The organism is Peribacillus sp. NPDC006672 (assembly GCF_050274955.1).
Lineage (GTDB): Bacteria > Bacillota > Bacilli > Bacillales > DSM-1321 > Peribacillus.
Genome location: NZ_JBNNOR010000009.1, coordinates 230,765 through 254,537, shown reverse-complemented (window position 1 = coordinate 254,537; position 23,773 = coordinate 230,765). Strand labels below are relative to the sequence as shown.

The 23,773-nt window shown below is 37.1% G+C and carries 18 protein-coding genes and 7 pseudogenes; 19 read left to right on the top strand and 6 right to left on the bottom strand.

Translation table 11 applies throughout. The annotated features are described in order from the left end of the window. Nucleotides 1-152: 152 nt before the first annotated feature. The 8 genes and pseudogenes from ACQKKK_RS16765 to ACQKKK_RS16730 all read left to right on the top strand — a co-directional run bounded on the left by ACQKKK_RS16765 (nt 153) and on the right by ACQKKK_RS16730 (nt 6,087). Nucleotides 153-551 (top strand): DUF3888 domain-containing protein, encoded by a 399-nt coding sequence (locus ACQKKK_RS16765; protein ID WP_427617441.1) that lies wholly within the window; start codon nt 153-155, stop codon nt 549-551. A 229-nt stretch (nt 552-780) separates the two neighbouring features. Then, nucleotides 781-1,710, top strand: coding sequence for an ornithine cyclodeaminase family protein (locus ACQKKK_RS16760; RefSeq protein WP_427617439.1), 930 nt, complete (start codon nt 781-783; stop codon nt 1,708-1,710). A gap of 267 nt (nt 1,711-1,977) precedes the next feature. Continuing rightward, nucleotides 1,978-2,769 carry a phosphotransferase gene (locus tag ACQKKK_RS16755; protein ID WP_427617437.1) on the top strand — a complete coding sequence of 264 codons (792 nt, stop codon included), beginning with the start codon at nt 1,978-1,980 and terminating at the stop codon, nt 2,767-2,769. Between the two features lie 309 nt (nt 2,770-3,078). After that, nucleotides 3,079-3,261 carry a hypothetical protein gene (locus tag ACQKKK_RS16750; RefSeq protein WP_034310968.1) on the top strand — a complete coding sequence of 61 codons (183 nt, stop codon included), beginning with the start codon at nt 3,079-3,081 and terminating at the stop codon, nt 3,259-3,261. Nucleotides 3,262-3,373: 112 nt separating this feature from the next. Further along, nucleotides 3,374-3,505: a DUF6254 family protein gene (locus ACQKKK_RS16745; protein WP_427617436.1), complete on the top strand. Its 132-nt coding sequence runs from the start codon at nt 3,374-3,376 to the stop codon at nt 3,503-3,505. Nucleotides 3,506-4,163: 658 nt separating this feature from the next. Beyond that, entirely contained in the window at nt 4,164-4,628 is a 465-nt protein-coding gene (locus ACQKKK_RS16740) for a phage tail protein (RefSeq protein WP_427617434.1), read from the top strand. 698 nt (nt 4,629-5,326) lie between these two features. Beyond that, nucleotides 5,327-5,743: pseudogene (locus ACQKKK_RS16735) on the top strand (MarR family winged helix-turn-helix transcriptional regulator). Beyond that, nucleotides 5,734-6,087, top strand: coding sequence for a DUF3147 family protein (locus ACQKKK_RS16730; protein ID WP_427617432.1), 354 nt, complete (start codon nt 5,734-5,736; stop codon nt 6,085-6,087). The pseudogene ACQKKK_RS16735 and the gene ACQKKK_RS16730 overlap by 10 nt, the downstream one beginning before the upstream one ends. A gap of 433 nt (nt 6,088-6,520) precedes the next feature. Here the strand turns inward: ACQKKK_RS16730 and ACQKKK_RS16725 are convergent, their stop codons facing one another. The 3 genes and pseudogenes from ACQKKK_RS16725 to ACQKKK_RS16715 form a co-directional block, all read right to left on the bottom strand. Further along, nucleotides 6,521-7,825 (bottom strand): SLC13 family permease, encoded by a 1,305-nt coding sequence (locus tag ACQKKK_RS16725; protein ID WP_427617430.1) that lies wholly within the window; start codon nt 7,823-7,825, stop codon nt 6,521-6,523. Nucleotides 7,826-8,252: 427 nt separating this feature from the next. After that, nucleotides 8,253-8,400 (bottom strand): annotated as a pseudogene (locus ACQKKK_RS16720) (ketol-acid reductoisomerase); the annotation flags it as partial. Nucleotides 8,401-8,672: 272 nt separating this feature from the next. Continuing rightward, nucleotides 8,673-9,887 (bottom strand): CaiB/BaiF CoA transferase family protein, encoded by a 1,215-nt coding sequence (locus ACQKKK_RS16715; RefSeq protein WP_427617428.1) that lies wholly within the window; start codon nt 9,885-9,887, stop codon nt 8,673-8,675. Nucleotides 9,888-10,256: 369 nt separating this feature from the next. On the opposite strand from ACQKKK_RS16715, the gene ACQKKK_RS16710 reads away from it, so the two are divergent. From ACQKKK_RS16710 to meaB, 4 genes are all read left to right on the top strand, one after another. Continuing rightward, nucleotides 10,257-10,910: a GntR family transcriptional regulator gene (locus ACQKKK_RS16710; protein WP_427617426.1), complete on the top strand. Its 654-nt coding sequence runs from the start codon at nt 10,257-10,259 to the stop codon at nt 10,908-10,910. 324 nt (nt 10,911-11,234) lie between these two features. Further along, nucleotides 11,235-13,364: a methylmalonyl-CoA mutase family protein gene (locus ACQKKK_RS16705; protein ID WP_427617424.1), complete on the top strand. Its 2,130-nt coding sequence runs from the start codon at nt 11,235-11,237 to the stop codon at nt 13,362-13,364. Next, a complete protein-coding gene (scpA, locus tag ACQKKK_RS16700) occupies nt 13,361-15,553 on the top strand; it encodes a methylmalonyl-CoA mutase (RefSeq protein ID WP_427617422.1) in 2,193 nt (730 codons plus the stop codon). The genes ACQKKK_RS16705 and scpA overlap by 4 nt, the downstream gene beginning before the upstream one ends. Next, a complete protein-coding gene (gene meaB / locus ACQKKK_RS16695) occupies nt 15,546-16,673 on the top strand; it encodes a methylmalonyl Co-A mutase-associated GTPase MeaB (RefSeq protein ID WP_427617420.1) in 1,128 nt (375 codons plus the stop codon). The genes scpA and meaB overlap by 8 nt, the downstream gene beginning before the upstream one ends. A 594-nt stretch (nt 16,674-17,267) precedes the next feature. Here the strand turns inward: meaB and ACQKKK_RS16690 are convergent. The 3 genes and pseudogenes from ACQKKK_RS16690 to ACQKKK_RS16680 form a co-directional block, all read right to left on the bottom strand. Then, nucleotides 17,268-18,500: a cytochrome P450 gene (locus ACQKKK_RS16690; protein WP_427617466.1), complete on the bottom strand. Its 1,233-nt coding sequence runs from the start codon at nt 18,498-18,500 to the stop codon at nt 17,268-17,270. Between the two features lie 44 nt (nt 18,501-18,544). Next, nucleotides 18,545-18,867 (bottom strand): annotated as a pseudogene (locus ACQKKK_RS16685) (MFS transporter); the annotation flags it as partial. Between the two features lie 354 nt (nt 18,868-19,221). After that, a pseudogene (locus tag ACQKKK_RS16680) lies at nt 19,222-19,401 on the bottom strand (hypothetical protein); the annotation flags it as partial. Between ACQKKK_RS16680 and ACQKKK_RS16675 the strand changes: the two are divergent. From ACQKKK_RS16675 to ACQKKK_RS16645, 7 genes and pseudogenes are all read left to right on the top strand, one after another. Then, a pseudogene (locus tag ACQKKK_RS16675) lies at nt 19,358-19,533 on the top strand (hypothetical protein); the annotation flags it as partial. The pseudogenes ACQKKK_RS16680 and ACQKKK_RS16675 overlap by 44 nt on opposite strands. 729 nt (nt 19,534-20,262) lie before the next feature. Further along, on the top strand, nt 20,263-20,592 hold the full coding sequence (locus tag ACQKKK_RS16670) for a PadR family transcriptional regulator (RefSeq protein ID WP_427617418.1): 330 nt from the start codon (nt 20,263-20,265) through the stop codon (nt 20,590-20,592). Continuing rightward, nucleotides 20,585-20,899 (top strand): DUF1048 domain-containing protein, encoded by a 315-nt coding sequence (locus ACQKKK_RS16665; protein WP_427617417.1) that lies wholly within the window; start codon nt 20,585-20,587, stop codon nt 20,897-20,899. Before ACQKKK_RS16670 ends, ACQKKK_RS16665 begins: the two co-directional genes overlap by 8 nt. Before the next feature lie 13 nt (nt 20,900-20,912). Beyond that, the gene (locus ACQKKK_RS16660; RefSeq protein WP_427617415.1) at nt 20,913-21,830 is read left to right on the top strand and encodes an ATP-binding cassette domain-containing protein; all 918 of its coding nucleotides are present in this window, start codon (nt 20,913-20,915) and stop codon (nt 21,828-21,830) included. A 5-nt stretch (nt 21,831-21,835) separates the two neighbouring features. Next, on the top strand, nt 21,836-22,603 hold the full coding sequence (locus ACQKKK_RS16655; protein ID WP_427617413.1) for an ABC transporter permease: 768 nt from the start codon (nt 21,836-21,838) through the stop codon (nt 22,601-22,603). A gap of 21 nt (nt 22,604-22,624) precedes the next feature. Beyond that, nucleotides 22,625-23,093 (top strand): annotated as a pseudogene (locus ACQKKK_RS16650) (Tn3 family transposase); the annotation flags it as partial. A gap of 98 nt (nt 23,094-23,191) precedes the next feature. Beyond that, nucleotides 23,192-23,773, top strand: a pseudogene (locus ACQKKK_RS16645) (transposase); the annotation flags it as partial.

The following is a 23,773-nucleotide window of genomic DNA, read 5'->3' as shown; positions in this document are numbered from 1 at the left end:
ACACACTGTGATATAAATTGAAACGCCGTATACGCGAACCGTACGTACGGTGTTGTGAGAGGGGCGAAAATAACTTATTTTCCCCCTACTCGATTATTCACTCTCTGGGGAAAAATAATTGAATAAAACTTTTCAGTTCTTAGGAAAATAAAATGGGTGATAAAATGAAAAATTTCGCGGTAATCCTTTTGATAGCAATATTCTTAATAAGCTCTAATACGCCAGTTTATTCAAAAACAATAAATGAAGCTGATACGGAACTATGTGAAACACTTAAATATGCACTTATAAATAGGCTTAGACAACCAGTAGATAAAGCAATTGATGAAATTTATAAAGATGATAAAAATGCACCAAGTAATCTTACTTGGGCTTCGTATGACACAGAAATACTCAAAATTAAGCAACTGTACGGAGTTGGTGGAGGATATGAGATAACTCTAAAAGTCCACCCTTATTATGATGCTCATAATAGTTATGGAATAGATGAGGTTGTTGTAGATACAAGGGGTGAGTTAATAAATTATAAGCACATAAAAACATATCCTTGAACTTCAACTAACGGATGGTCTTCATTAAGGAGGATCGCTTTTTCTTATGGAATAAAGAGGCAGGAAAGTTGAAGAGTACTGTCTAATCTTTGTTCAACAATTGGGTCAGATTGTTGAGTAAAGAAATGGTTGTTTTATGTTAAACTAAAAAGAAGGTATGAATAGTTAATGAAGGTAAAAAATGTAATTTTATAGCGTTTTAAACTAGGTTTCTGTGGGCATATAAGACATGTCATATCAAGTTCTAACAGAATCTGACGTTTTGAGGTTCACTATAATGAAACCCGTCATTGAGGCAATTAGCGTTTTTCGTGAGCAAGTAAACGCAACCCTTGTTTCACCACCTCGATTTCAATTGGAGACGGAGAATGGAAACTTAGTTTTCACTGCTGGCGCCGCAACGGAGACTGAAAAAGTTATAGGCTTTCGAGTTTACGATTCCTATTCAAATGATCATTCGGGTCACGAACAACTGGTATCTGTGTTTGATTCCGTGACAGGTGTATTCAAAGGCGTTATTATTGGCAATTTACTTGGTGCCCTTCGCACGGGCGCAATTGGGGGAGCTGCCATTAAAGCCATGTCTCGTTCAGATGCTGAACAGCTAGCGATAATTGGAACAGGTATACAAGCTCGTACTCAGTTAGAAGCAGCTATAGCTATTCGTAATATTAAAAGGGTTCTGGTTTACAGTCGTAATGAAATAAATCGAAAGAAGTTTGCCGAAGAAATGTCTGAAAAACTTGATTTGGATGTAATTCCTATGGATTCACCCAAAAAGTGTGTGGAGAAGGCAGATATCATCATCTGTGCTACAAATAGTCGTTCACCAGTGATTGATGCGGATTGGTTAAAACCGGGTGTACATATTAATACTGTTGGACCAAAATCGGTGAAGGGACATGAGCTACCCATAGAAGTAGCTGGTAAAAGCTCCGTAATTACTACAGACTCACTTGAACAGTTATGTGCGTATTCACCACCTCACTTCTTAGCCAATACTCCTTATGAACAGAATATTGTACAACTTTCGGATATCATAACTGGAAAAACACCGGGCAGAACTTCAATCAATGATGTTACATTGTTTTGTTCCGTGGGACTTTCTGGAACTGAAGTGGTTGTTGCGCATGAGATTATGAAAATGGCTGAAAAGTAAGCGAGGATTTGAAATGTCACAAACCTATGTAGTTTGAGGAATCTTTCATAATGGGCGTAATTCTTTAACAAGAATCGCTTTTCTTAATGAACTAACGGGTGCTTTAGTTCATTAACAGGGGTTGCTGCGGCAGCCTTTTTTCTTATGGCACTAACGGGGCAGGATAGTTCAACAAGAATAATGGATTTTGGTGGTAAAATGTCAAAAGGAATGATTGTTTAATGGGAGTTCAAATAAGTGAAGATAAAATTAAGGAGGGATATTTAGATGTCAAACCATGAGAACGAAGAAATGCTAACAGGAGGGAATGTCTCTAGGGTGTATCGTTCGGGAGATACTGTGCGACGAGAATTAAAGCCAGATAGTCCTAAAATTCATAAGCTATTAAAGCATTTGGAGAACAAAGGTTTCAGTTATGCCCCAAAGTTGTTAGGTATTGATGCAAAAGGAAGAGAGATATTATCATTTATTGAAGGAGAAGCTGGTAATTATCCTTTAAAAGAATACATGTGGTCTGATGATGTCTTAATAGAAATAGCGAAAATGCTCCGTCTTTATCATGATTCAGTGAGTGATTTTTCATTTGATGATAGCTGGCAATCGATAGATAACACCCCCCAACAATTTGAGGTACTATGCCATAATGATTTTGCGATATACAACATTATTTTTAAACATGAAAGACCAATAGGTATTATTGATTTCGATGTTGCTGGACCTGGTCCAAGACTTTGGGACATAGCTTATACTCTTTATAATTGCGTCCCATTAAGTAGGTTTTATCTTTCTGAAACAAGTGAGAAAGTTTATTATAATTCATTACAGCACGCTAACCGTATAAAACAACGAGTTAGATTGTTTTTTGAATCTTACGGTGTGGGAATAGAAGAAGATTATTTGGAAATGGTATTGCTGCGCTTGGAAGGGTTATGTAATACAATTACAAGAAAAGCCAGTGAAGGGGACATTGCTTTTCAAATGATGATAGATGAAGGGCATCTTGAACATTATCAAAACGATATTAAATTCATTCATGAAAATGGAAAAGAGTGGATTTAAGTGTGGGTTTTTGTTGAACGTCTTGAACATCATGGATCCGATTATACAAGTGAACCATCTCGTGTATTAGGGTGTCCATTGTTTCTTAAAAATCCAATTCAAGAGATTATGGTGTTAAGTTTAATTTCAAACATCTTATGTAAAAACGGTAACATTGTAGGTATATCTTATAAAATATCCGAACTGGAACTTATTATTCACCTTGTTTTTTACCCGAATTACATAACAGATTCTTGTTACTATCGGTTTTAATTCGAGGTATATTTCTTCTTTCTGATCTCATACTAAAGATAAGAAGGAGGGGTATCCATGGCAAAACGAACAAAGAAAAATGATGCAGACCAAAAGAACAAACAAGGATTTGATTCAAGCAAAACTGATTCAGAATTCTCTAAAGAATTTGGCAGTGCAAACGCTAATCAAGCACATAAAAATAAAGCAAAAAAAGAAAAAGCATCTAAAAATCAAGGTGAGTGGAAAGGCATGCATTAATTAATACTTGCCAGACTCGATCTGATAAGTGATGCCTGCACCGAGTACAAAGGGTGGAGGCTTATCATGCTTCAAACTGTTTACTGAACTTTATGTAAAGGAGCTTATTTAGATGACTCAATCTAAGCAACAACAAGAACGCCAATGGAAAGATCGTAAACAATCGCAGAATCCACATGGTAAGGTCAGATCATTTGAACAATTAGCTGAAGATATGGGCAAAAATGAACCTGAAACTAAGTAAAACTGTTTAAGAATGAGAGGCTATCTAAAGGGTCAAAGCCTCACTTAATAGTGAGGTCACTTCCTTGGGATACCCTCTCTTTGTTGTTCCCTAAAAGGTAATAATTATCGGGAGTTGATAATTATTAATAAAGAAAAACCGATGAATGATGATGAATATTCAGATGAATTTTTTTTATTGGCGGTTGTTTTGCCGGTGAGTTTGACTTGCTAAAGGCAAAGAAAGATCAGTCATTGGGGATTTGAGATTTAAGAATATATGAACCCAAAAACATGTGCCGAATCCAAAAAGAAGCTAATAGAATTATGTGAAATTATGGACAGTTACCTCGAGAAAGGTAATTTTTTTGAACCTTATAGTTGTTGGTTAGGAGAAAAAGCTGATAAGCGAGATGGTGAGATAACCCTCCAAATCAATAACTTTGATATTGACTGGATTGAAATGCCCTATAAAACGTTAGTTAGATTTGAAAAATGTGCATAGTATATCGTGAAATGTCATGCGGAGGCGTGCAGATTGAAATGTAACTTATTTTCTCTTGAATCATTTTTGGTATAATATTTGATAGTTAAGAGAAATAATTTTTGAAGAATGCCTTAGTTTTTGGTGAAATGTGGATTCCTGTTGTAGGAATAAAGAGAGAAAAGGAGAGATGTAAATGTCCCATATCGTTGATTTTAAAAATGTGTCTACGGTTGGTTTAGAGTCTTCACCTGTAGTAGAAGCGCTTGCTGGTTTACGCGCTAATGAAGCCCGTTATTTTATGAACAAATACAAGCATGAATTTACGGTTGTAGCAGCTAGCGAAAGTCCGGAGAGCCTTGATTATGTGAAACGAATTTTGAAAGAAGAACGTGATATTGAGTTTGCGGCCAAACCTTTAGAAACGTCGCGTTTTCAATTGGAAAATATCCAATTTGCCTACGTCTTTTATGAGGATGGTCTTGAGGTCAATGTCATGTATACGATTGATGATCCTAAGAAGCGGGCCGTTGGTTTTAAGCTTTCTGAGGGGATGGAGGTACCAAAGGAGTTAGAAGGGAAGTTTAAGTTTGCTAGGCAGAAGTCTAAACTTGCTGGAACAATTCGGGGCTCGTTTTTTGTAATTAAAGGAGAATACTAAAGTAAGCAAAAAGCGCAAGTGGAGGAATCCAGCCATTGCGGTCTGTCTCACCCTACGCTGGGATCAGGCCTATATGGATGCGTGGATGGAGAAACAATATTATCAATGATATGTCACAGAAGAATGTATTGAAATTGATTTTAAATCAACTGTAAAAGTAATTAATGTCTTTTACAATGTAATACAGATGCAAGAATAGGTAACGTCAATAATTTTGTGTAAATGAGTTTTACCTTTTCTTGTAGACGCTCTTATTCTTTCGTTTTGAACATATTTTCAAGTTCTGCTCGAGCTTTGTCAAAACTATAGGGCACCTGGTTGCGAACCGTTCCGAATTATTATTGAATAGCCATTCAACGTGGGTTAGCTAAAGATTGAAGCTGTCTTGTATTTAGGCAGCTTTTTAATGGTTCAGGTTAGCTTAACCTGGGCCATTAAATATTATTTTGCGTATTTAGATTTTGGGCCCTTATAACCTTACAACTAACTCGAGGTTGAGTGAATAATTCCTTGTTACAAATACAATTAGTTTTCTCTTTTAATAAGGAAGGTTGTTGAGGCAGCCTTTTTCTTATGGCACAAACGGGGGCAGATTAGCATAATAAGAGATCACAATTTGTAAGTCCAAAAACAAACTTTTTATTTTATATCTTATAATACGATATAATCGTAATTAACGATATAAAGGAGTGGTATTTGTGAACAGTAAAGTTTCACTATTAAACCAATATTGGACGGATATTTATTTTCATTTACATTATCTCCATAAAGAAAAGATCTCTCATCAAGTGGTCCGTATTCTTCAACTTGTAGATAAACAGGAACAGATAGGAGTAAATGAGATTGCTTCATAAATACAAGTTTCTCATAATACTGCCTCGGAACACGTTAAAAGAATGATTGAAAAGAACTATTTAATAAAGGGGAGAGATCCTCTTGATGAAAGAAAAGTAATTCTTTGTCTAACGGATTTTGGTAAAGAAGTTTTACATAGAAATACGAGTCTAGATGAAGAAAAATTAGAACAAGTATTGAATCAACTAGATGACAATGAAAAGAATTTATTAGAACAAGCCCTAAAAACCTTAAGTGAGAGAGCAAAACAATGTATGTGATAACGAAAATTATTGCTTCAGCAATCGTTATTGGTGTTGTTACGGAGATTTCAAGAAGATTTCCTTCATATGGAGGAATAATAGCTGCTCTTCCTTTAGTTAGTTTACTTAGCATTATATGGCTGTATGTCCAAGGGGAACAAACGGCAACGTTAAGCAAGTTTGCATTAGGGGTACTTTGGGGATTTCCTGCAACTGCTGTTTTGTTAGTAATCGTTTATATAGCCTTACAAAACTCCGTTCAATTATTTATATCCATTGGTTTAGGAGTATGTGGCTGGTTGATATTTTTATTGGTTCAAGATCTTGTTTTAAAATACGTCAGAGTTCTTTTCTTCAACTAACTGGTGCGCGGGACTTGATTCCGTGAACTAAACTGTCCGCCCCCTACTTGTAGAAACATGTTTGAGGCTGGTTGGGACGTTGATCCCGTATAACAAGCGAAGCTATGACACTACATGGAGGACTAGGGGTGCTGGTTAGTAAGTAGAGGAGGAAAAAACGATGAATCGAGGAGTTAGTCTGGATGGGCAAAGGGAGGGAGCCAAGTTCAGGTATTTTTAGATCAATCAAAACCGTATGGAGAGTCTACCTGCAATATGAAATTAAACGATATAAAGAAAAAGGTACAAATGAAATATAGTGAGAAAATAAGGGAAAAGAACGCTAAGAGAGAACATAAAAGCTCTCTTAGCGCTTTTTAATTAATACTTATTTTACAAATTCTTTTAGCTCTTTACCTGCCTTTGAAAGCTGGAATTTGTATTTTTCTAACTATTACCATGGTGTTCCAATTACCACAAATATAACCCAAGCGAGTCCAGGTCCGAGAGCAATAAAGCATACGGATGCAATTAAGAGTTTTCTGAAAAATTCATTTTGGTTCATACCTTGTGCATTTGCAAGCAACATAGCCCCATTTGTCGAGAAGGGACTTATATCCACAATGCTCGATGCAAACGAGATGGATGATATAACACCTATGGATGAAACATGTGGATCCTTGAGAATCGGAATGGAGAGCGGGATAATGGCTGCCAAAAAACCTGTTGTTGAGGCGAAAGATGAGATAATTCCCCCAATATAAGATGCTGTAAGCGTTGCCATTATAGGATTATTCATGCCGGCTATAAGATGAGTCATATATTCTATAACACCGATTTGTTCTAGTACCCCTACATATGTTACAATCCCTGTTACCATAAGGATAATTGGCCAAGGTATACTTTGTAAGACGCCTTCTTGTCTTTTTGGAGCCATCAAGGATAGTACCAATCCTACTCCGAACGCGGCAAAGCCCATGTTCACATTGTAACCAAGAGCTAGTATGATTAGAAGAACTATTCCAAGAAGTGTAAATCCTTTATACCAAGTCAAACGTTCTTCTGACCTTTCTTCTGAACTTTCTTCCTGATTTACATTTATATCGATTGTTTCAGTTGTGGCCGCTGTATACTGTTTAACAGAATCTTTCCTAATAAACTTACGAAGTCCGCTAAAAAGAATGAATACTATAATCGCAACGATTACACATAAGATAAATGTGTTTAAGAAAAGCAAGCCTGGTGAATGCGGGATATTTTGGGAATCCATCATACCGTTCACAACCACACCAAAAAGATGAAGAGGCGAGAAGCCACCCGCAGTCACCCCTATTAGGAGCATTAAGCCCATCATAAGAGGATTAATCTTGTATTGGAAAGCAATCCGTAATGCAATTGGAATTAAGATAGAGGCAGCAGCAATTGCAGATGTACCGATGCTTGTCAAAAGGGCTCCCAGTGCGAACATAACCCATGGAATCAAGCCGGTGTTACCTCTAACCAAGAGGAGTCCCCATTTACTAATCAAGTCGATGGTTCCATTTTTTTGGACAATCGCGAATAAGAATGTGACTCCTGCAAGTAGAATGAATAAATCTGCAGGAAAAGCACTGAAGATGTCGTCAACGCTCAACCCGCTAACTACCACACCCATGATAAAAGCAGCAACAAAACCAATAATGCCGATGTTTATTGGAAAAATGGCTCCAATGATAAACATGAGTAAAAGTACAATAATAGCAACGATTTCTATGCTCATAGACTCCTCCTCCTAAGTTTTGAAAGTCTGCTCAAGGTCTGGGGGTAAAACCATGTTTCGAAGACAGAGACCTGTTCACATACCGACCTGCTACAAAATATAGTCGCTGGCGCCGCGTTAGGCCATCCCGGCTGGAGAACCCGAGCCAGGGTCTTATAATTATTTTGATTATACGAATCTACCTTCATATAGACTTGGCCACTCTGATACCAAAAACCCCAATCGATCCCTAAAAAATTCTTATCAAACAATAAACTTCACCTCAATTCCATAGTGGTCATACTGTTAAATAATTCTGCATATTATAGGGAATTTCGCAATTTCCTTGATATACCCGGACAGCGTAGCACTATTTCTCATTTCCTTTATATATTATTGGTGAGACTTGCAGTGTCGGAAATGTTCATGTAATTTTATGGTGAACGCTAAGAATCCATTTCTTTGCAAATTCACCACGTTGGATTGCTTCTAATACTTTCCTCATTTTTTTCTTTGTTCCTTGAGTAAAATACGAGGGCCAGCAAGGCAGTCACCAAATCAGACACAGAATAACGCATCTTTGCCATGCCACCCTCATTTTTGAAGTAATAAAGTAAAAGATTTAAGTAGTTCCTGCTGGCATATACCCGCTGTAAAAACGCTTTCAAAATAAATTTTTATACTTTTTTATTTCATTTTTTAGTTTGGAATCCCCCTTTAATCCAGTCTTGTTCATTACTTTCATTATAAGTCGATTGTCGACAATTAAATTATAACAAGTATTTTTCTGAAAAGTCAAATAATATATTACGGAAAATTATCAAAAAAATCTTAACCTGCTGCATCTTTTATCGACCATGGTAGCAATTTATTTTTTTGCATTTTGAAAAATTGTATTTTTTCCGCCAGAAACTCCATTATTATAAAATTTAATAATATCCTCTTTACTATATCCAAGCTCTTCTAAAATTTCATAGGAATGTTCTCCTAATAAAGGTGGAGGAGTTTTTAACTCTCCAGGCGTATCAGAAAGCTTAATAGGTATGCCCACTTGTTTAATCTCACCAATTGTTGGATGCTGTAGTGAAAGTAACATCTCTCGCTCTGACACATGGGGGTCAGCATATAAATCAGACAGTTGATAGACAGGACCGGCTGGGATGCCGACTTCATCTAGAATTTTAACCCAATAATTAAATGATTCTTCCTTAAAGAGATTTTCTAGAATTGGAATCAATTGATCACGATTCTCTACTCGCTTTGAATTTGTTAAAAAACGTGGATCATTAGCTATATTTAGCTTCATAATTTGACAAAACTTTTTCCATTGAGATTCATTACCAACACCAACATTAAAGTAGCCATCGTTTGCTTGGAAAACTTGATAGGGACAAATACTAGGATGAGCATTTCCCATAGGTTGGGGATTTCTTCCGGTTGCAAAGAAACCAGTTGCTAAATAAGTTTGCCAAGAAATCATTGTATCTAAAAGAGATGCGTCAACCCATTGTCCTTTTCTGGTATGATTTCTTGCTTGCAATGCCATCAGTATACCGATTAATGCCCACATTCCAGATCCTAAGTCAGCAAATGAAAAACCGGCTTTCATAGGAGGTCCGCCGGGTTCACCTGTAACACTCATCAATCCCCCCATTCCCTGAGCAATTACATCATACCCAGGACGTTTAGCATAAGGTCCTGTCTGCCCGAAACCGGAAATAGATGCAAGGATAATTTTCTCGTTAATCTCTTTCAACACATTATAGCTTATCCCTAATTTATCTAGTGTACCTGGACGAAAGTTTTCTACTACAATATCGGCTGACTTTACAAGGTCTAAAAAAATTGCTTTGCCTTCTGGGGTTTTTAGGTTTAGAACCAAGCTTTTTTTATTTCGGTTCACACTAAGAAAATAACAACTTTCAGTTCCAATAAAAGGGGGACCCCAAGTACGGGTATCATCACCTTGAGGCGCTTCAATTTTAATGACTTCAGCTCCCATATCAGCAAGAATCATCGTACAATAAGGACCGCTCAATATACGTGATAAATCTAGCACCTTTATGCCTTGAAGTGGTTTCATTACTTTAACCTCCTTGATTTAATAGTAATCCTAAATTCATACAGAGAGTCACATAATATTCTAATACTTGACCGTTTAATCTTTGTTTTTTATACAACATATTCGTCAAATGATTTGAAAAAGAGCTGCATAGAAAAAACTTTAAAATGTCGATTGTCGACATAAGGTGAATTCTAAATGAATAAGAATTTTCTGTCAATAACTTTTTAAAAAAAGTACTCCTAATTTAGTTCTTTTTTATTGCATTTTTTCTTCTAAACAAACTTTTAAGGTTTCGGAGACTCATACAAGTGAGTTATAATAAACAGTAAAATAATAATAAATAAGAAAATCATTAAATAAACCAAATTTTTCAAAGGAGTCGATTGTATGGTTGAAAAGAGAACGGTTGATAATGCTCTTCCCAAAATAATAAAAGAAAGTATAATAGAAGATATCATGAGTGGGAAAATTGTAGCTGGAGATAAATTGGTAGAAGCAGAGTATTCTCAGCTTTTTGGTACTAGTAGAGCTCCTGTACGAGAAGCATTCTATCTTTTAACAATAGAAGGAATTGTGAAAAAGATCCCAAGAAAGGGAACAATAGTTAAAGGCTTTTCACGAGAAGAGATGTCAGATATATTAAAAATCAGAAACTTCTTAGAGCAATTAGCCATTGATAAATTAACTTTAAAGGCAAGAGAAAATTGTACTCATGAGATGAGTGAAATCATTTTAGAGATGGAAAAAAAAGAAATTGAAATAAGGGAGTATGCACAACTGAATTATGAATTTCATTTTCAGTTAATCTTAGCAAGCGGGAGTGAGACTTTTCGGAATATTTATTCTAGATTAGGATCTCCGTTAATCTCATTACAAACATTCTCTTTAAGGGGAGAAGATGATGTGGTGAAAAATTCATTAAGGGAACACAAGGAATTTGTAAACTATCTTTCTTTAGGTGAGATAGAGAAAGCGAAATCAATATTGAATTCCCATAATGAGGCTGTATTTCCACGAATTGAAGGATCACTCAAGGATTGACTTTTAGTTTTAATGAGTAGTCGACAATCGACGTTGCTAACATAATTTTATTCTACAAGGAGGTGATATCTCTTGGTTTATAATATAAATTTATATCAGAACATGTTTGAGATTTAGATTTCAGAAGAAATATTTAGCATTTATGTATGTGTATAATGTCGACAATCGACTAAATTTGATGATTATATTTTGAATTTTCCTTAAAATCAAAAGGAGAACTGATATGCAAACAAGTGAAAAACAAGTATATTTTCGACTGCTTAGACAAATAACTGTTAGATTAATTGAACTTCAGTGAAAGATATCGGGAAGGAGAAAATCACAATGGTATATGAACTTCAAAAAGAAGGTCAAAAAATAATAGACAAGCAAACTGGTTTATTCAATGAGTTTCCTATTCCAAAATATCAGCAGTGGAAACAAATGGTAGAGGAGTCTTTGAAAGGAGCTTCATTTGAAAAAAAGCTTGTCACAGAGACATATGAAGGAATTTCACTTCAGCCGATGTATAGAAAGGAGGATGCGGATAATCTTCCTTATCATAATTCTTTGCCAGGTAAGGCTCCTTTTACTCGAGGAACTCAAACGCTTTCAGATGGATGGGAAATCAATCAGGAATTAGATCTAGGGACGCCTTCTGCTTTTAATGAAGTTGCACGGGTTGACCTTGGCCGAGGGCAAACCTCGTTAAATATCGTCATTGACACACCAACTAAACGTGGAATAAATGCGAGTGATGCTACTTCAGAGGTCGGAAAAACAGGACTATCGATTTCAGGGGTAACCGATGTAACTGATGTTCTAAAAGATATTGACCTTGCAAATGTCCCAATTCATGTTAACACGGGGGCAAATTCAATTCCGCTACTTGCTTTATTTATTGCCCATTTAGAGCAGGAAAAACGACCAGTGCAAGAATTACATGGATGTATAGGCATGGATCCTATTGCGGAATTGATTACAAATGGAACATTAGTTTACGAATTGGAAGAATGTTATACACTGATGGCGGATGTTACAAATTGGGCGATTGAGAATACCCCTAATTTACAAACTGTTCTCATTCATGGAAACGTCTATCATGATGGCGGAAGCAGTGCGGTTGAAGAATTGGTATTTGCATTATCAACAGGAGTTGAATATTTACATGCGCTAACCACTCATGGAGTGGATATAAATAAAGCCGCAGGTAAAATTCTTTTTTCGTTCTCGGTAGGCTCTGATTATTTTATAGAGATTGCAAAACTACGGGCAGCAAGAACAATATGGGCTAGAATTGTGGAAACGTTTGGGGGGAATGAAGAAGCTCAGAAGATGACGATGCAAGCGCGAACATCTGCATGGACAAAAACGATTTTTGATCCTTATGTAAATATGTTACGTGCAACAACTGAAGCATTTTCAGCTGCAGTAGGTGGGGCAGACAGCATTCATGTTAGTTGCTTTGATGAAGCGATTCAAAAGTCCTCCGCTTTTTCAAGACGAATTGCACGAAATACCTCGATTATCTTAAAAGAAGAAGCTTATATTGCGAGGACAAATGATCCTGCAGGTGGTTCTTGGTACGTGGAAGTACTGACAGATGAGGTGGCGAAAAAGGCATGGGAGCTTTTCCAAGAAACAGAAGCTAAAGGTGGTATTGTGGAAGCTTTAAAAGAAGAATTTCCACAAAAAGTGGTTGAACAAACGGCTTCAAAGCGAATAGGGAACATTGCGAGTCGAAAGGATATATTTGTTGGGACAAATATGTATGTGAATATTGAAGAAAAAGGCATAGATTGGTTAGCTGTTGATGAGACGGTTCAAATTGATGATCATATCAATAAGGTTAAAGGTCGAGCACATAGACCGGTTGAAAGCTTAGCTGCAATTCCCAATAAAACAGAAGCATCGATTCAGGCAGCGAAACAAGGAGCATCGTTAGGTGAAATTGCACAGGCAACAGGTAGAAGGTTGGAAGCTGTAGTTAGCGTTAAAGCAATCCGTCCTACGAGAGGTACCATTCAGTTTGAAGAACTCCGTCAAACCATCAATGAAAATGCAGAAAAGGCAGGTAATCGTCCGAAAGTTTTTCTAGCAAACTTAGGACCTATTTCAGCTTATAAAGCGCGAGCTGATTTTGCGACTGGATTTTTTGGAGTTGGTGGCTTCGATGTTATTCAAAACAATGGATTTGCTTTTGCAAAAGAAGCAGCAGATGCAGCTATTGCTTCAAACGCCGGTATTGTCATCATTTGTGGAAAAGATGAAGACTATCAACAAACAGCGATTCCTCTTGCAAAGACGATTAAAAATGCAGCAGAACAAGCAATTGTTTTATTAGTAGGAAAGCCTAGCGAAGAGTACGAAGTCAGCTTTAAAGAGGCTGGAATATCTGAGTTTATTCACGTTGGCTCAAATTGCTATGACGTGTTAAGTCAACTTCTAGATAAGAAAGGAGTTGCTGCATTATGACAAAACCAGATTTCAGCCAAGTAGAATATAAGGATGAAAGAATAGCAAAATTTAGAGAGTGGCGAAAACAAGCAGAAAAACTTTCTGGAAAGTCCTTTGAAGAATTAACAGTTCCGACGTATGAAAAAATTGATGTAAAGCCTCTCTACACAAATAACGATACAAAAGAAATGAAGCATTTAGATTATGTGGCAGGCATTGCACCATTCTTTCGAGGTCCATACCCGGCTATGTATAAAACACAACCTTGGACAGTTCGTCAATATGCAGGCTTTTCAACAGCGGAAGAAAGTAATGCGTTTTACCGTCGAAACTTAGCTGCAGGACAAAAGGGCCTTTCTATAGCGTTTGACTTGGCTACACATCGTGGGTATGATTCGGATCACCCTAGAGTCGTTGGGGATGTGGGGAAAGCTGGTGTTGCAGTTGATTCCATCTTTGACATGAAGGTGTTATTTGATGAAATCCCATTAGACCAAATGTCTGTTTCAATGACGATGAACGGAGCCGTTTTGCCGATTATGGCATTTTACATCGTAGCAGCTGAAGAACAAGGAGTACCCCAAGAGAAACTTTCTGGAACAATTCAAAATGATATTTTAAAAGAATATATGGTACGAAATACGTACATTTATCCACCGGCACCGTCAATGAAAATAATCGCAGATATCTTTGAATATACGTCCCAACATATGCCGAAATTTAACTCTATTAGTATCTCCGGTTATCATATGCAAGAAGCTGGTGCTACAGCTGATATAGAGTTGGGCTATACACTGGCAGATGGGTTAGAATATGTCAAAACGGGCTTGAAATCAGGTATTGATGTTGATCGATTTGCTCCACGCCTTTCTTTTTTCTGGGCAATCGGAATGAATTACTACATGGAAGTTGCTAAAATGCGTGCTGGTCGATTAATTTGGGCGAAATTAATGAAGAGATTTAATCCTAAAAATGAAAAGTCGCTAGCACTTCGAACACATTCACAAACATCTGGATGGAGCTTAACAGAGCAAGACCCATTTAATAATGTGACACGCACGTGTATTGAAGCTATGGCCGCTGCCTTAGGTCATACGCAATCCCTTCATACAAACGCTTTGGATGAGGCAATTGCTTTACCGACTGATTTCTCTGCTCGAATTGCTCGGAATACACAATTATACCTTCAAGATGAAACAGGTATAACCAATGTATTAGACCCTTGGGGTGGCTCTTATTATGTGGAGTCATTAACTGCTAAACTACTTGAAAAAGCTTGGGCACATATTGAAGAAATTGAGGCACTTGGTGGAATGGCAAAAGCCATTGAAACGGGTCTGCCAAAGATGAGAATTGAAGAAGCGGCTGCCAGAAGACAAGCACATATTGATTCTGGTAAAGAATCAATTATTGGTGTGAATAAATACCGTTTAGAAAAAGAGGATCCGCTTGAGATTTTGGATATCGATAATACTGCAGTACGTGATGCACAAATTCGACGTTTAGAGAAACTTCGTGCCGAAAGAGATGATGCAAAGGTAGAAGCTGCACTACAAGAGATCACAAAAGCAGCTGAAACTGGAGAAGGAAACCTTTTAGAGCTAGCAATTCACGCAGCTCGTGCCAGAGCAAGCTTAGGGGAAATTTCGGAAGCATACGAAAAAGTAGTAGGGAGACATAAAGCAAGCATTCGTTCAATTAGTGGAGTGTACAGTGCAGAGTTCGGTGAAGTGGAGCAAGTGAAGGCTGTCCGCGAAATGGCAGATCAATTTGAAGAAGTTGAAGGACGCCGCCCTCGAATTATGGTCGCGAAAATGGGCCAGGACGGACATGACCGTGGTGCCAAGGTGATTGCGACGGCATTTGCAGACCTTGGTTTTGATGTTGATATTGGTCCTTTATTCCAGACCCCTTTGGAAGCAGCATTACAAGCTGTTGAAAATGATGTACACGTACTAGGGATGAGCTCGCTTGCTGCTGGACACAAAACGTTACTTCCTCAAGTCGTGGAAGAGCTGAAGCGCTTAGGTCGTGAAGATATTTCCGTCGTGATTGGCGGTGTTATTCCAGCTCAAGATTACGATTACTTAAAAGAAAATGGGGCAGCTGCAATATTCGGACCAGGAACGGTTATCCCAGTTGCTGCACAAAAAGTGTTAGAGGAAGTAAAGCGTCGACTAGGGTACGACGAGGAAGAAAATGAGTAACGGTAAAGATAAAATACGTCCAGAATGGTCCGGTAACTTGTCAGTTAGCCCATACTTTACACACAACATGAAAAAAGAGCATGATGGGATGATTGTGAGCGAAAATGTACAATCGAATAAACAGAATCCTATTCTTAGAAGAAAACAGCTTGCTATTGATGATTATGTGCAAGGTGTGATAAATGGAGATCGTGCAATTATTGCTCAAGCGATAACATTAGTGGAAAGCAATTTACCAAAACATATAGAAATGGCACAACAAGTGCTGAAACAACTCATTCCATATACAGGAAATTCAATTCGGGTTGGATTCACAGGAGTTCCTGGGGCTGGTAAGAGTACACTCATTGAATCATTTGGTATGATCCTCTGTGAAAAAAATCACCGTGTAGCTGTACTAGCCGTTGATCCTTCGAGCAGTGTTTCGAAAGGAAGCATCTTAGGTGACAAAACTAGAATGGAACAGCTTTCTCGCCACCCCCACGCATATGTTCGTCCATCCCCTTCAAGTGGGACGCTGGGTGGAGTCACTAGAAAAAGTCGTGAAACCCTTCTTATTTTTGAGGCAGCTGGTTATGACGTGATTGTAGTTGAAACCATAGGAGTCGGTCAAAGTGAAATAGCTGTTCGTTCTATGGTCGATTTTTTCCTTGTTATTATGCTGACTGGTGCTGGTGATGAATTGCAAGGAATGAAAAAAGGTGTAATGGAATTAGCCGATGCCATTTTCATCAATAAAGCAGATGGTGAAAACAGGCAGGCTGCTTTGAATGTAAAGGTGGAATACAACCGACTCCTCCATTTCTTACAGCCTGCAACGGAAGGATGGGAAACAAAGGCGTTTGCTGTATCTGCTTTAACGGGAGCAGGTCTGGATGAAATATGGTCAATCATTGAATTATTCCATAAAAAAACGAACGAATCAGGAATCTTTAATAAAAGACGTCAAAAACAAACCTTAGATTGGCTACATTATATGGTTGAAGAGTATCTGCGAGTGAAATTCTATATTCATCCAAAAATAACTAAGGACCTACCGCAGATTGAACAGGCAGTTGTTGAGGGGACGTTATCTGCCACGATGGCAGCGAAGGAATTGTTAAAAAATGTTGAATATTAAATGGACTCTTGAAAGGCAATCTAAACGTTTTAGTCATTATGACGGTATACAAATTACTGTAATAGGAGTGGGAAAGGTCATAATTATTGGTCCAGATTTAATGAAGTCAAGCAATTAGAAATACAGGAACTTCTAAAGGGTTAATGACAAGCCTTTTTTTCCACTTAGTGATAGTATGTGCTTCTTAATCTGTATTAAGGCTTCGTTTACTTTTTAGGAGGGGAAAGGGCTTTCCTGTTTATTTAGTAAGTGTCTAAATGACCCGATAACCAAAATCTGTCCGTCTAGCTACTATATTATGTTCCTGATCGGGTGGTAGCACTTCGGAATGATCAGAAAGAAAAAACTTCTTTCTGTCATTCCGTATGTGTCACTTCTGCACTAAAAGGACTGATAACCACTTTCTAAACAGCTAACGCCGCCATACCGAACGAGCCGATGGACGAAGAGTATTTTTATTCTTCGCATCTTTTTTTACTTTTTGATTTATAATTCTCATTTTTTATCATTATTTTTCTGTATTATTATTTAAATTGTATATTGATAAAAATTGGGTTTGGTAGCCCAAGCTGATGTGAATTCTTTTTTCGGTTCTTATTTATAAACTTTCATTGGTAGATAAGTCAAGGACTGTCCCGTAGCGGAAGCGGTTAAGTTTTTTTCTAATTTAAACCCATCTACTGATTCGATACAAGAAAACTTTTGTAAGAATGCCTCTAATGCAATTTTCATTTCTAATCGTGCAAGAGGTGCACCTAAACAAAAATGTGGACCACTTCCGAAAGTCAGGTGCTTTTTATTGTTTGAACGATGAATGTCTATCGAGAAAGGATCGCTATACATGTTTTCATCCATATTGGATGCACTCATCCAAGCAATGACTACGTCACCTTTTTTTAACTCAACCCCTAATAGATTATTATCTTGTTTGACCGTACGATCTCTTTTTGAAATATGAAAACGATATCGAAGCATTTCTTCAACGGCTTTTGGGACTAAGCCTATATCATTTCTTAGTGTTCCATATAATGACTTGTCATCATATAGCAATGAATAGAACGTATTGGCTATCGCGTGACTAGTTGTTTCAAGACCTGCCCCTAAAAGTAACATGGTTGCCTGAACAATTTCCTCATCCGTAAATTTTTCCCCATCTACTTCAGCTTGAATCAAATCAGAGATAATATCATCACAAAGGTTCGAACGTTTTTGAACTACAATAGGATAAAGGTAATCAAAATATTCTTTCGCTGCCTTTTGTTTTTGTTGTTCAATGTCTTCTAACCTTTCTTTGTCGTATGGGTGGAACAAAATATCAACCCATTCTTTAAACTGCCCTTGACCTTGTGTAGGTACGCCAAATAAATCGGCTATTACTAGAGCAGGTAAAGGGGAAGCCAAAGCTTCCACAATATTAATCGTAGAATTTTCTTGTATATTTTCTACAAGCTCCGTTGCAATCTGTTGAATACGAGGTTCCCACTCTTTTAAACTGCGGGGAGAGAAAGCTGCTGCCAATAAGGAACGCACTTTTCGATGATCAGGAGGATCAAGAAACGTAATCGTGGTTATTGGTGAAGTGTTTTTTTGCTTTTTATTATCGCCCACAAAAAGACCGCTTCTAGGCCCTTGACTTGAAAAGACTTCATAATTGGTTAACACCTGTTTAACATCTTCATACTTAAACACATTCCATGTATTCGTTTCTTCGTGAAAATAAACAGGATGATTGTGAAGCATTTCTTTATACCACTTTAAAGGGAAAAACTCTTCAGTACGTGTCTGGAAATTAGGGATTTCTGTAATTGCAATGACTTCTTTATTCACTGATATTCCTCCTAAAATAAAAATTGTATAAATCACTCTATAATAAGCAAAGGCATGATGATTCCTGCACTGGCTGCCTGAATCATACGTCCGGTTAACAAGACAGGAAATTCTGTTGCGACAGCTGAAACAATGGTTACAGCTAGAAATATAAACATGGAAGCTTGAAAGAGTTCACGTGTGGTAAACCGTTGCATCAAATAGGAGGTAATAGTAATCAAGACGCTGTTTTTAGTATGTAACCGGATGTTAACCACTGGGCTGTTTAGCCGAGGTCTTAAAATTCAACCATAAGTTCAGGAGTAGCGACATTCATGATTGTTTGGTTTAATGTTGCATGAAAAGTACCTAAAATCATAATGAACATTAATATGTCCTTTTTTGCAAAGTGTTGAATAATTCACACTATATAAATTACATTATTAAAGGTTTTTTGACAACAGACAATTCCCTAATAACTGTATATTAGTTATCGCTTCTTTCGATTTATGTTGATAAAACCGAAGATAATAGACAGTACTTAGATAATTGTAAATCTCCAATTAATGGGAAAGGTGATTAGATATGACAGTCCAATAGTGCAGAACACGTTTTCATTGATTCCCTTTATAAGATAAAGGTAAGTGTTTAATTAATTATAATAATTCAATTTTGTTACACTTATTAAAGCAAAAGCTGAATGACAGTCCGACTGCTAGTCATCCTGCTTTTTATCGTTCTGTTATTTTAGATCATTATATTCCTCATCAGTTACGGGTTCTAACCAATCCGTTTCACCCGGTGCCATTGCTAAGTGTACAATCCAACTGTCTTTGGTGGCACCATGCCAATGTTTCATTCCAACCCCAATCAACACATCAGTTGGAAATGTAACCTTTGCTCCAGAAGCTCGCAATAGCTGGCATTCACACAAAGATGGGCAAGTTTTATTAGTACTGGTGGAGAAGGTTGATATCAGGAAGAAGGAAAATCAGCTCAATTACTTAAAACGATTGATGTGGTGAATATTCCGCCGAATTTCAGTAAATATCATTTGTAAGTATGCATCACCGATAAAGTTTGCTTCAACTTTTTGTCCCAACGGAAAATTGTGCTATTACTTAATTGTTCATTTGCCAATTTTCATTCCCATTTTCTCTTTAAATTTGATTAAATGAGTAATCTTGTTTTTTTCATTTTATAAATTTACTCAATCTGATGTATTTTTGTAGATTTGAAATAAAGTCGCGATGTTTTGTCTCTATATAAAAAAGTTCCCTTCCTTAGAATATCGGAAAAAATCCAAACGTAAATTAATATAAGTCCAATCAAATTCAATCTTGATCCAATCGTTTTTCTAAAGGCTGTTCTCCTCCAACTCTTGCCCCGTTAGGGTTCTGACGGTTCATTGTTTTTTCCAGTTGGTTCCCTCATGCCATTAAATCGTATCCATTTCAGTGCTTTTCCTCACTTCGACCCAGGTGGACTCTCCGTTTTCGTTTTGTTTCTTTCCAGTGTGGAACGGAATTTTTTTGTGGGGACATAGTATATGGGCTGGGACTTTTGATAAAGATTTGTTCATGTAATTTCCTGTTTTTACCGCCACATCTTTGAAATCAGTCAGATGTTTTTTCCCTCCTCTTTCGTGAGGGAAGAATGTTCGGTTTTACTACATAACTATAAAAGAAGTAAATAAAAATAAAAAATGAGTTGCACACAACAGCTACTTTGTAATACTATATAGTAGTACTCGGTAATACTAAGTAGTTTGTTAGGAGGATATATGAAAGATTTAACTGAAATGCTTAAAGGTGTTCTTGAAGGGGTGGTGCTTCAAAAGATTCATGCTGGAGAAACTTACGGCTATGAAATAACTAAGTACCTAAACGATTTAGGCTTTGGCGATATTGTGGAAGGAACTGTCTATACCATTCTTGTTCGAATCGAGAAAAAAGGGCTCGTCGAGATTGAGAAGAAAAAGTCAGAGCTTGGACCTGCGAGAAAATTTTACACGCTAAACGCTAAAGGAGAACAAGAGTTAAAGGAATTTTGGGAGCGTTGGACATTCTTAGAAGAAAAAATGAATGAAATAAAGGGGCAAATAAATGTTTAAAAAAATGATGCAAGAAAAAAGAGAATATCGTGCCTATAAAAAACGCGTGAATCAATTACCAGAAGAATACAGAAAGGCGATGAAAGCAATTGAAAAATACATGTGGAATTTTGCAAAGGGATCAGGCATGTTTGAGATTTTGAAAAATATTTTAGAGATGTTTGAGAATAGTGCTACGGATGGCATATGCGTACGAGATGTAGTAGGAGATGATATTGCAGAATTTGCCGACTCATTATTAGCTGAATTTCCAGAAGAAACATGGATGGATAAAATGAAGAAAAAACTTAGGGATTCAATTGAGTAAAGGAGAGAGAGCCATGAATTCAACGGTCCTTAATATCAAAAATGTGAAAAAGAGCTTTAAAGGGAATGAGGTTTTAAAAGATGTCAATATCACTTTGAAGCAAGGTTCCGTTTATGCCTTATTAGGGGCGAACGGGGCTGGGAAAAGTACCCTATTAAAAATTGTTACAGGGTTACTTAATAGCGATGGTGGAAAGGTAACAATTCAAGATATTAATATTGCTGACAATCCTGTGGCAGCACAAAAGCTTTTTAGTTTTAGTTCCCAGAATACCACTGTTGACGGAGTACTCACTGGATACGAAAACCTTTATTTAATTGCTAAATTACGACACGAACGCAACTCGAGAAAAGTTGCCGAAAGTTTGTTAGAAAAGTTTGATCTGACTGATGCCAAAGATAAAGCTGTTTCAAATTATTCAGGAGGAATGCGTCGTCGTCTCGACTTAGCCATGAGTTTAGTTGGGAATCCAGAAATCATTTTTCTGGATGAACCTACTACTGGATTGGATCCGAATAGCAGGCAGGGGCTTTGGAATACGATTAAAGAAATGAAGTCCCAAGGGAAAACCATCTTTTTAACGACTCAATATTTAGAAGAAGCAGATTATTTAGCTGATCAGATAGGCTTTTTACGTGAAGGAAAAATTGTTGCCAGTGGAACCCCTGATGAAATGAAACGGATTGCTGGAGCTGATAAATTACTTCTTGTATTTAATCGTAATGAAGACACCGAGATAGCTTTAAAACTCTTAGAATCCTATTCTCCTGAAAAAAATGACGATTGTGAGATTTCTATTGATTTAATAGAGGACATCACAACGACTTTAAACGTGTTGAATGCCCTCACAACTGAAAAAATTGACCTCAAAACCTTCAAAATGACTACCCCAACCCTTGATGATGTATTTATGACACTTTCGAAAGGATGAAAATTATGAATGTTTTTCAAGATATAAGTGATACATTAACGCTTGCAAATCGGATCATTAAACATAATATACGTAGTATCGACACGCTTCTTACGGTTGTTGCGATGCCGGTTATGATGTTATTGGGTATGGTTTTCATATTTGGTGGTGCCATTCAAATTGCTGGGGTGTCTGAAGATGAGTATATTAATTATATTCTTCCCGGAATTCTGTTAATGACGATTGCTACAGGATCTGCTTACACCTCGTTACGGATAAATTTAGACAAAACTTCAGGGATGTTTGACAGATTTAAGTCAATGCCCATAGCCAAATCATCTGTACTAGGGGGTCAGGTAATAGCTTCAGTTATTTTTATGTTAGTTTCAATAATGGTCGTATTAATAGTAGGATTTATAGCTGGATTTAGAAGTGATGCAACATTTGCTGAATGGCTACTTGTGGCACTATTGATCACTCTCTTTTCGCTAACATTAACGTGGATTTCAGTGCCATTTGGATTGGCTGCTAAAGGTATTGAAGGAGCAAGTTCTTTTTCATATATCTTAATAATGCTGCTTTTTGTCAGTTCTGCATTTGTTTCTGTCGAAGGAATGCCGAAGATCATCCGAATCTTTGCGGAAAATCAGCCAATGACACCGATTATTCAAACTATTAGAAACCTGTTAGACTCGCAGCCTGTTGGAAATGATCTGTGGGTGTCGTTCGGTTGGATGGTGTTAATAATATTAATTTCATATATTTTTGGATTGAAGGTTTATAGAAGAGTTTAAATAGTTGTTGATGTGAAAAAGTATTCTATTTGGAAGGGTATTGTATCTGCTTCTCTTATTATGGGAAAGCTTGGTTCTTACGCTGGGCAAAATAGTTTGGCTACAGCACTTCGCGAGATGGGAGGGATTGAAAAAATAATTTTCATCCTAGATTACATTCAAGTGAAACATTAAGGAGAAAAATTCATCGTGGATAAAATAAAGGTGAAGCAATTAACTCTTTGGCTAGATCTATCTTTTTCGGCAAACGTGGAGAGTTGCGTGAACGTGCGCTGCAGGATCAACTTCAAAGAGCTAGTTCATTAAATATTATTATTATTAATGCCATTAGTATATGGAATACCGTATATTTGACCAAAGCAATAGAATATAAAAATTATTACATCATATTTCTCCATTAGGATGGGAACATATTAACTTCCTTGGTGAATACAAATTTAAATTTAAGCAATCCACTACTATAGAATCGTTAAGACCACTCCGAAAGTAAAATATAAAAGCCGAAATCCCTTAACGTGGGAAAATCGGCTTTTTTCTTCCGAAAAATGTCATAGCGTAGGTTTTATGGCATTTGGTTGGCGGGCCCCCAAATTTGAAAAGAAAATCGTTCGGAAAGAAACTACGTGCTTATCGAGAACGTCTTCAAAATGAGATTTACCATGACCGTCACGAAAAAAACCATTCTCTCCAGAAAAGTTAGATAAGGAAGAAGAGAAAGAAATGAAAGAACATACAACCGATCCAGAGAGTGAATACTACGTCAAGGACGAACGCACCAAACAGTTTACCTATTCATTCCATGCTGCCTCAGATCGAAACGGTTTTGTAGTCGGCACGATTGTAACACCAGGTAACACACATGATAGTAATATCTTAGAGCCAATAGTGGGAAACGTGATTAGAAGAGTTGGAAAACCCGAAGCGGTTGCCGCAGATGCAGCTTATAAAACACCTGCGATTAATTATTTGAACAGGAGGTTACACCTGCTTTACCATATACACGACCATGAAAAAAGAAGGATTCTTTCAAACATGAATATGTTTACGAAAGAATCCTTTGACTGTTATCTTTGCCGGGCAAATGAAATGCATGGCATGCGTTGGACAACGGTAAGGGGACTTAAAAAATTGTCGATGCAGGTGATGCTTAGTTTCGCTGCCATGAATTAA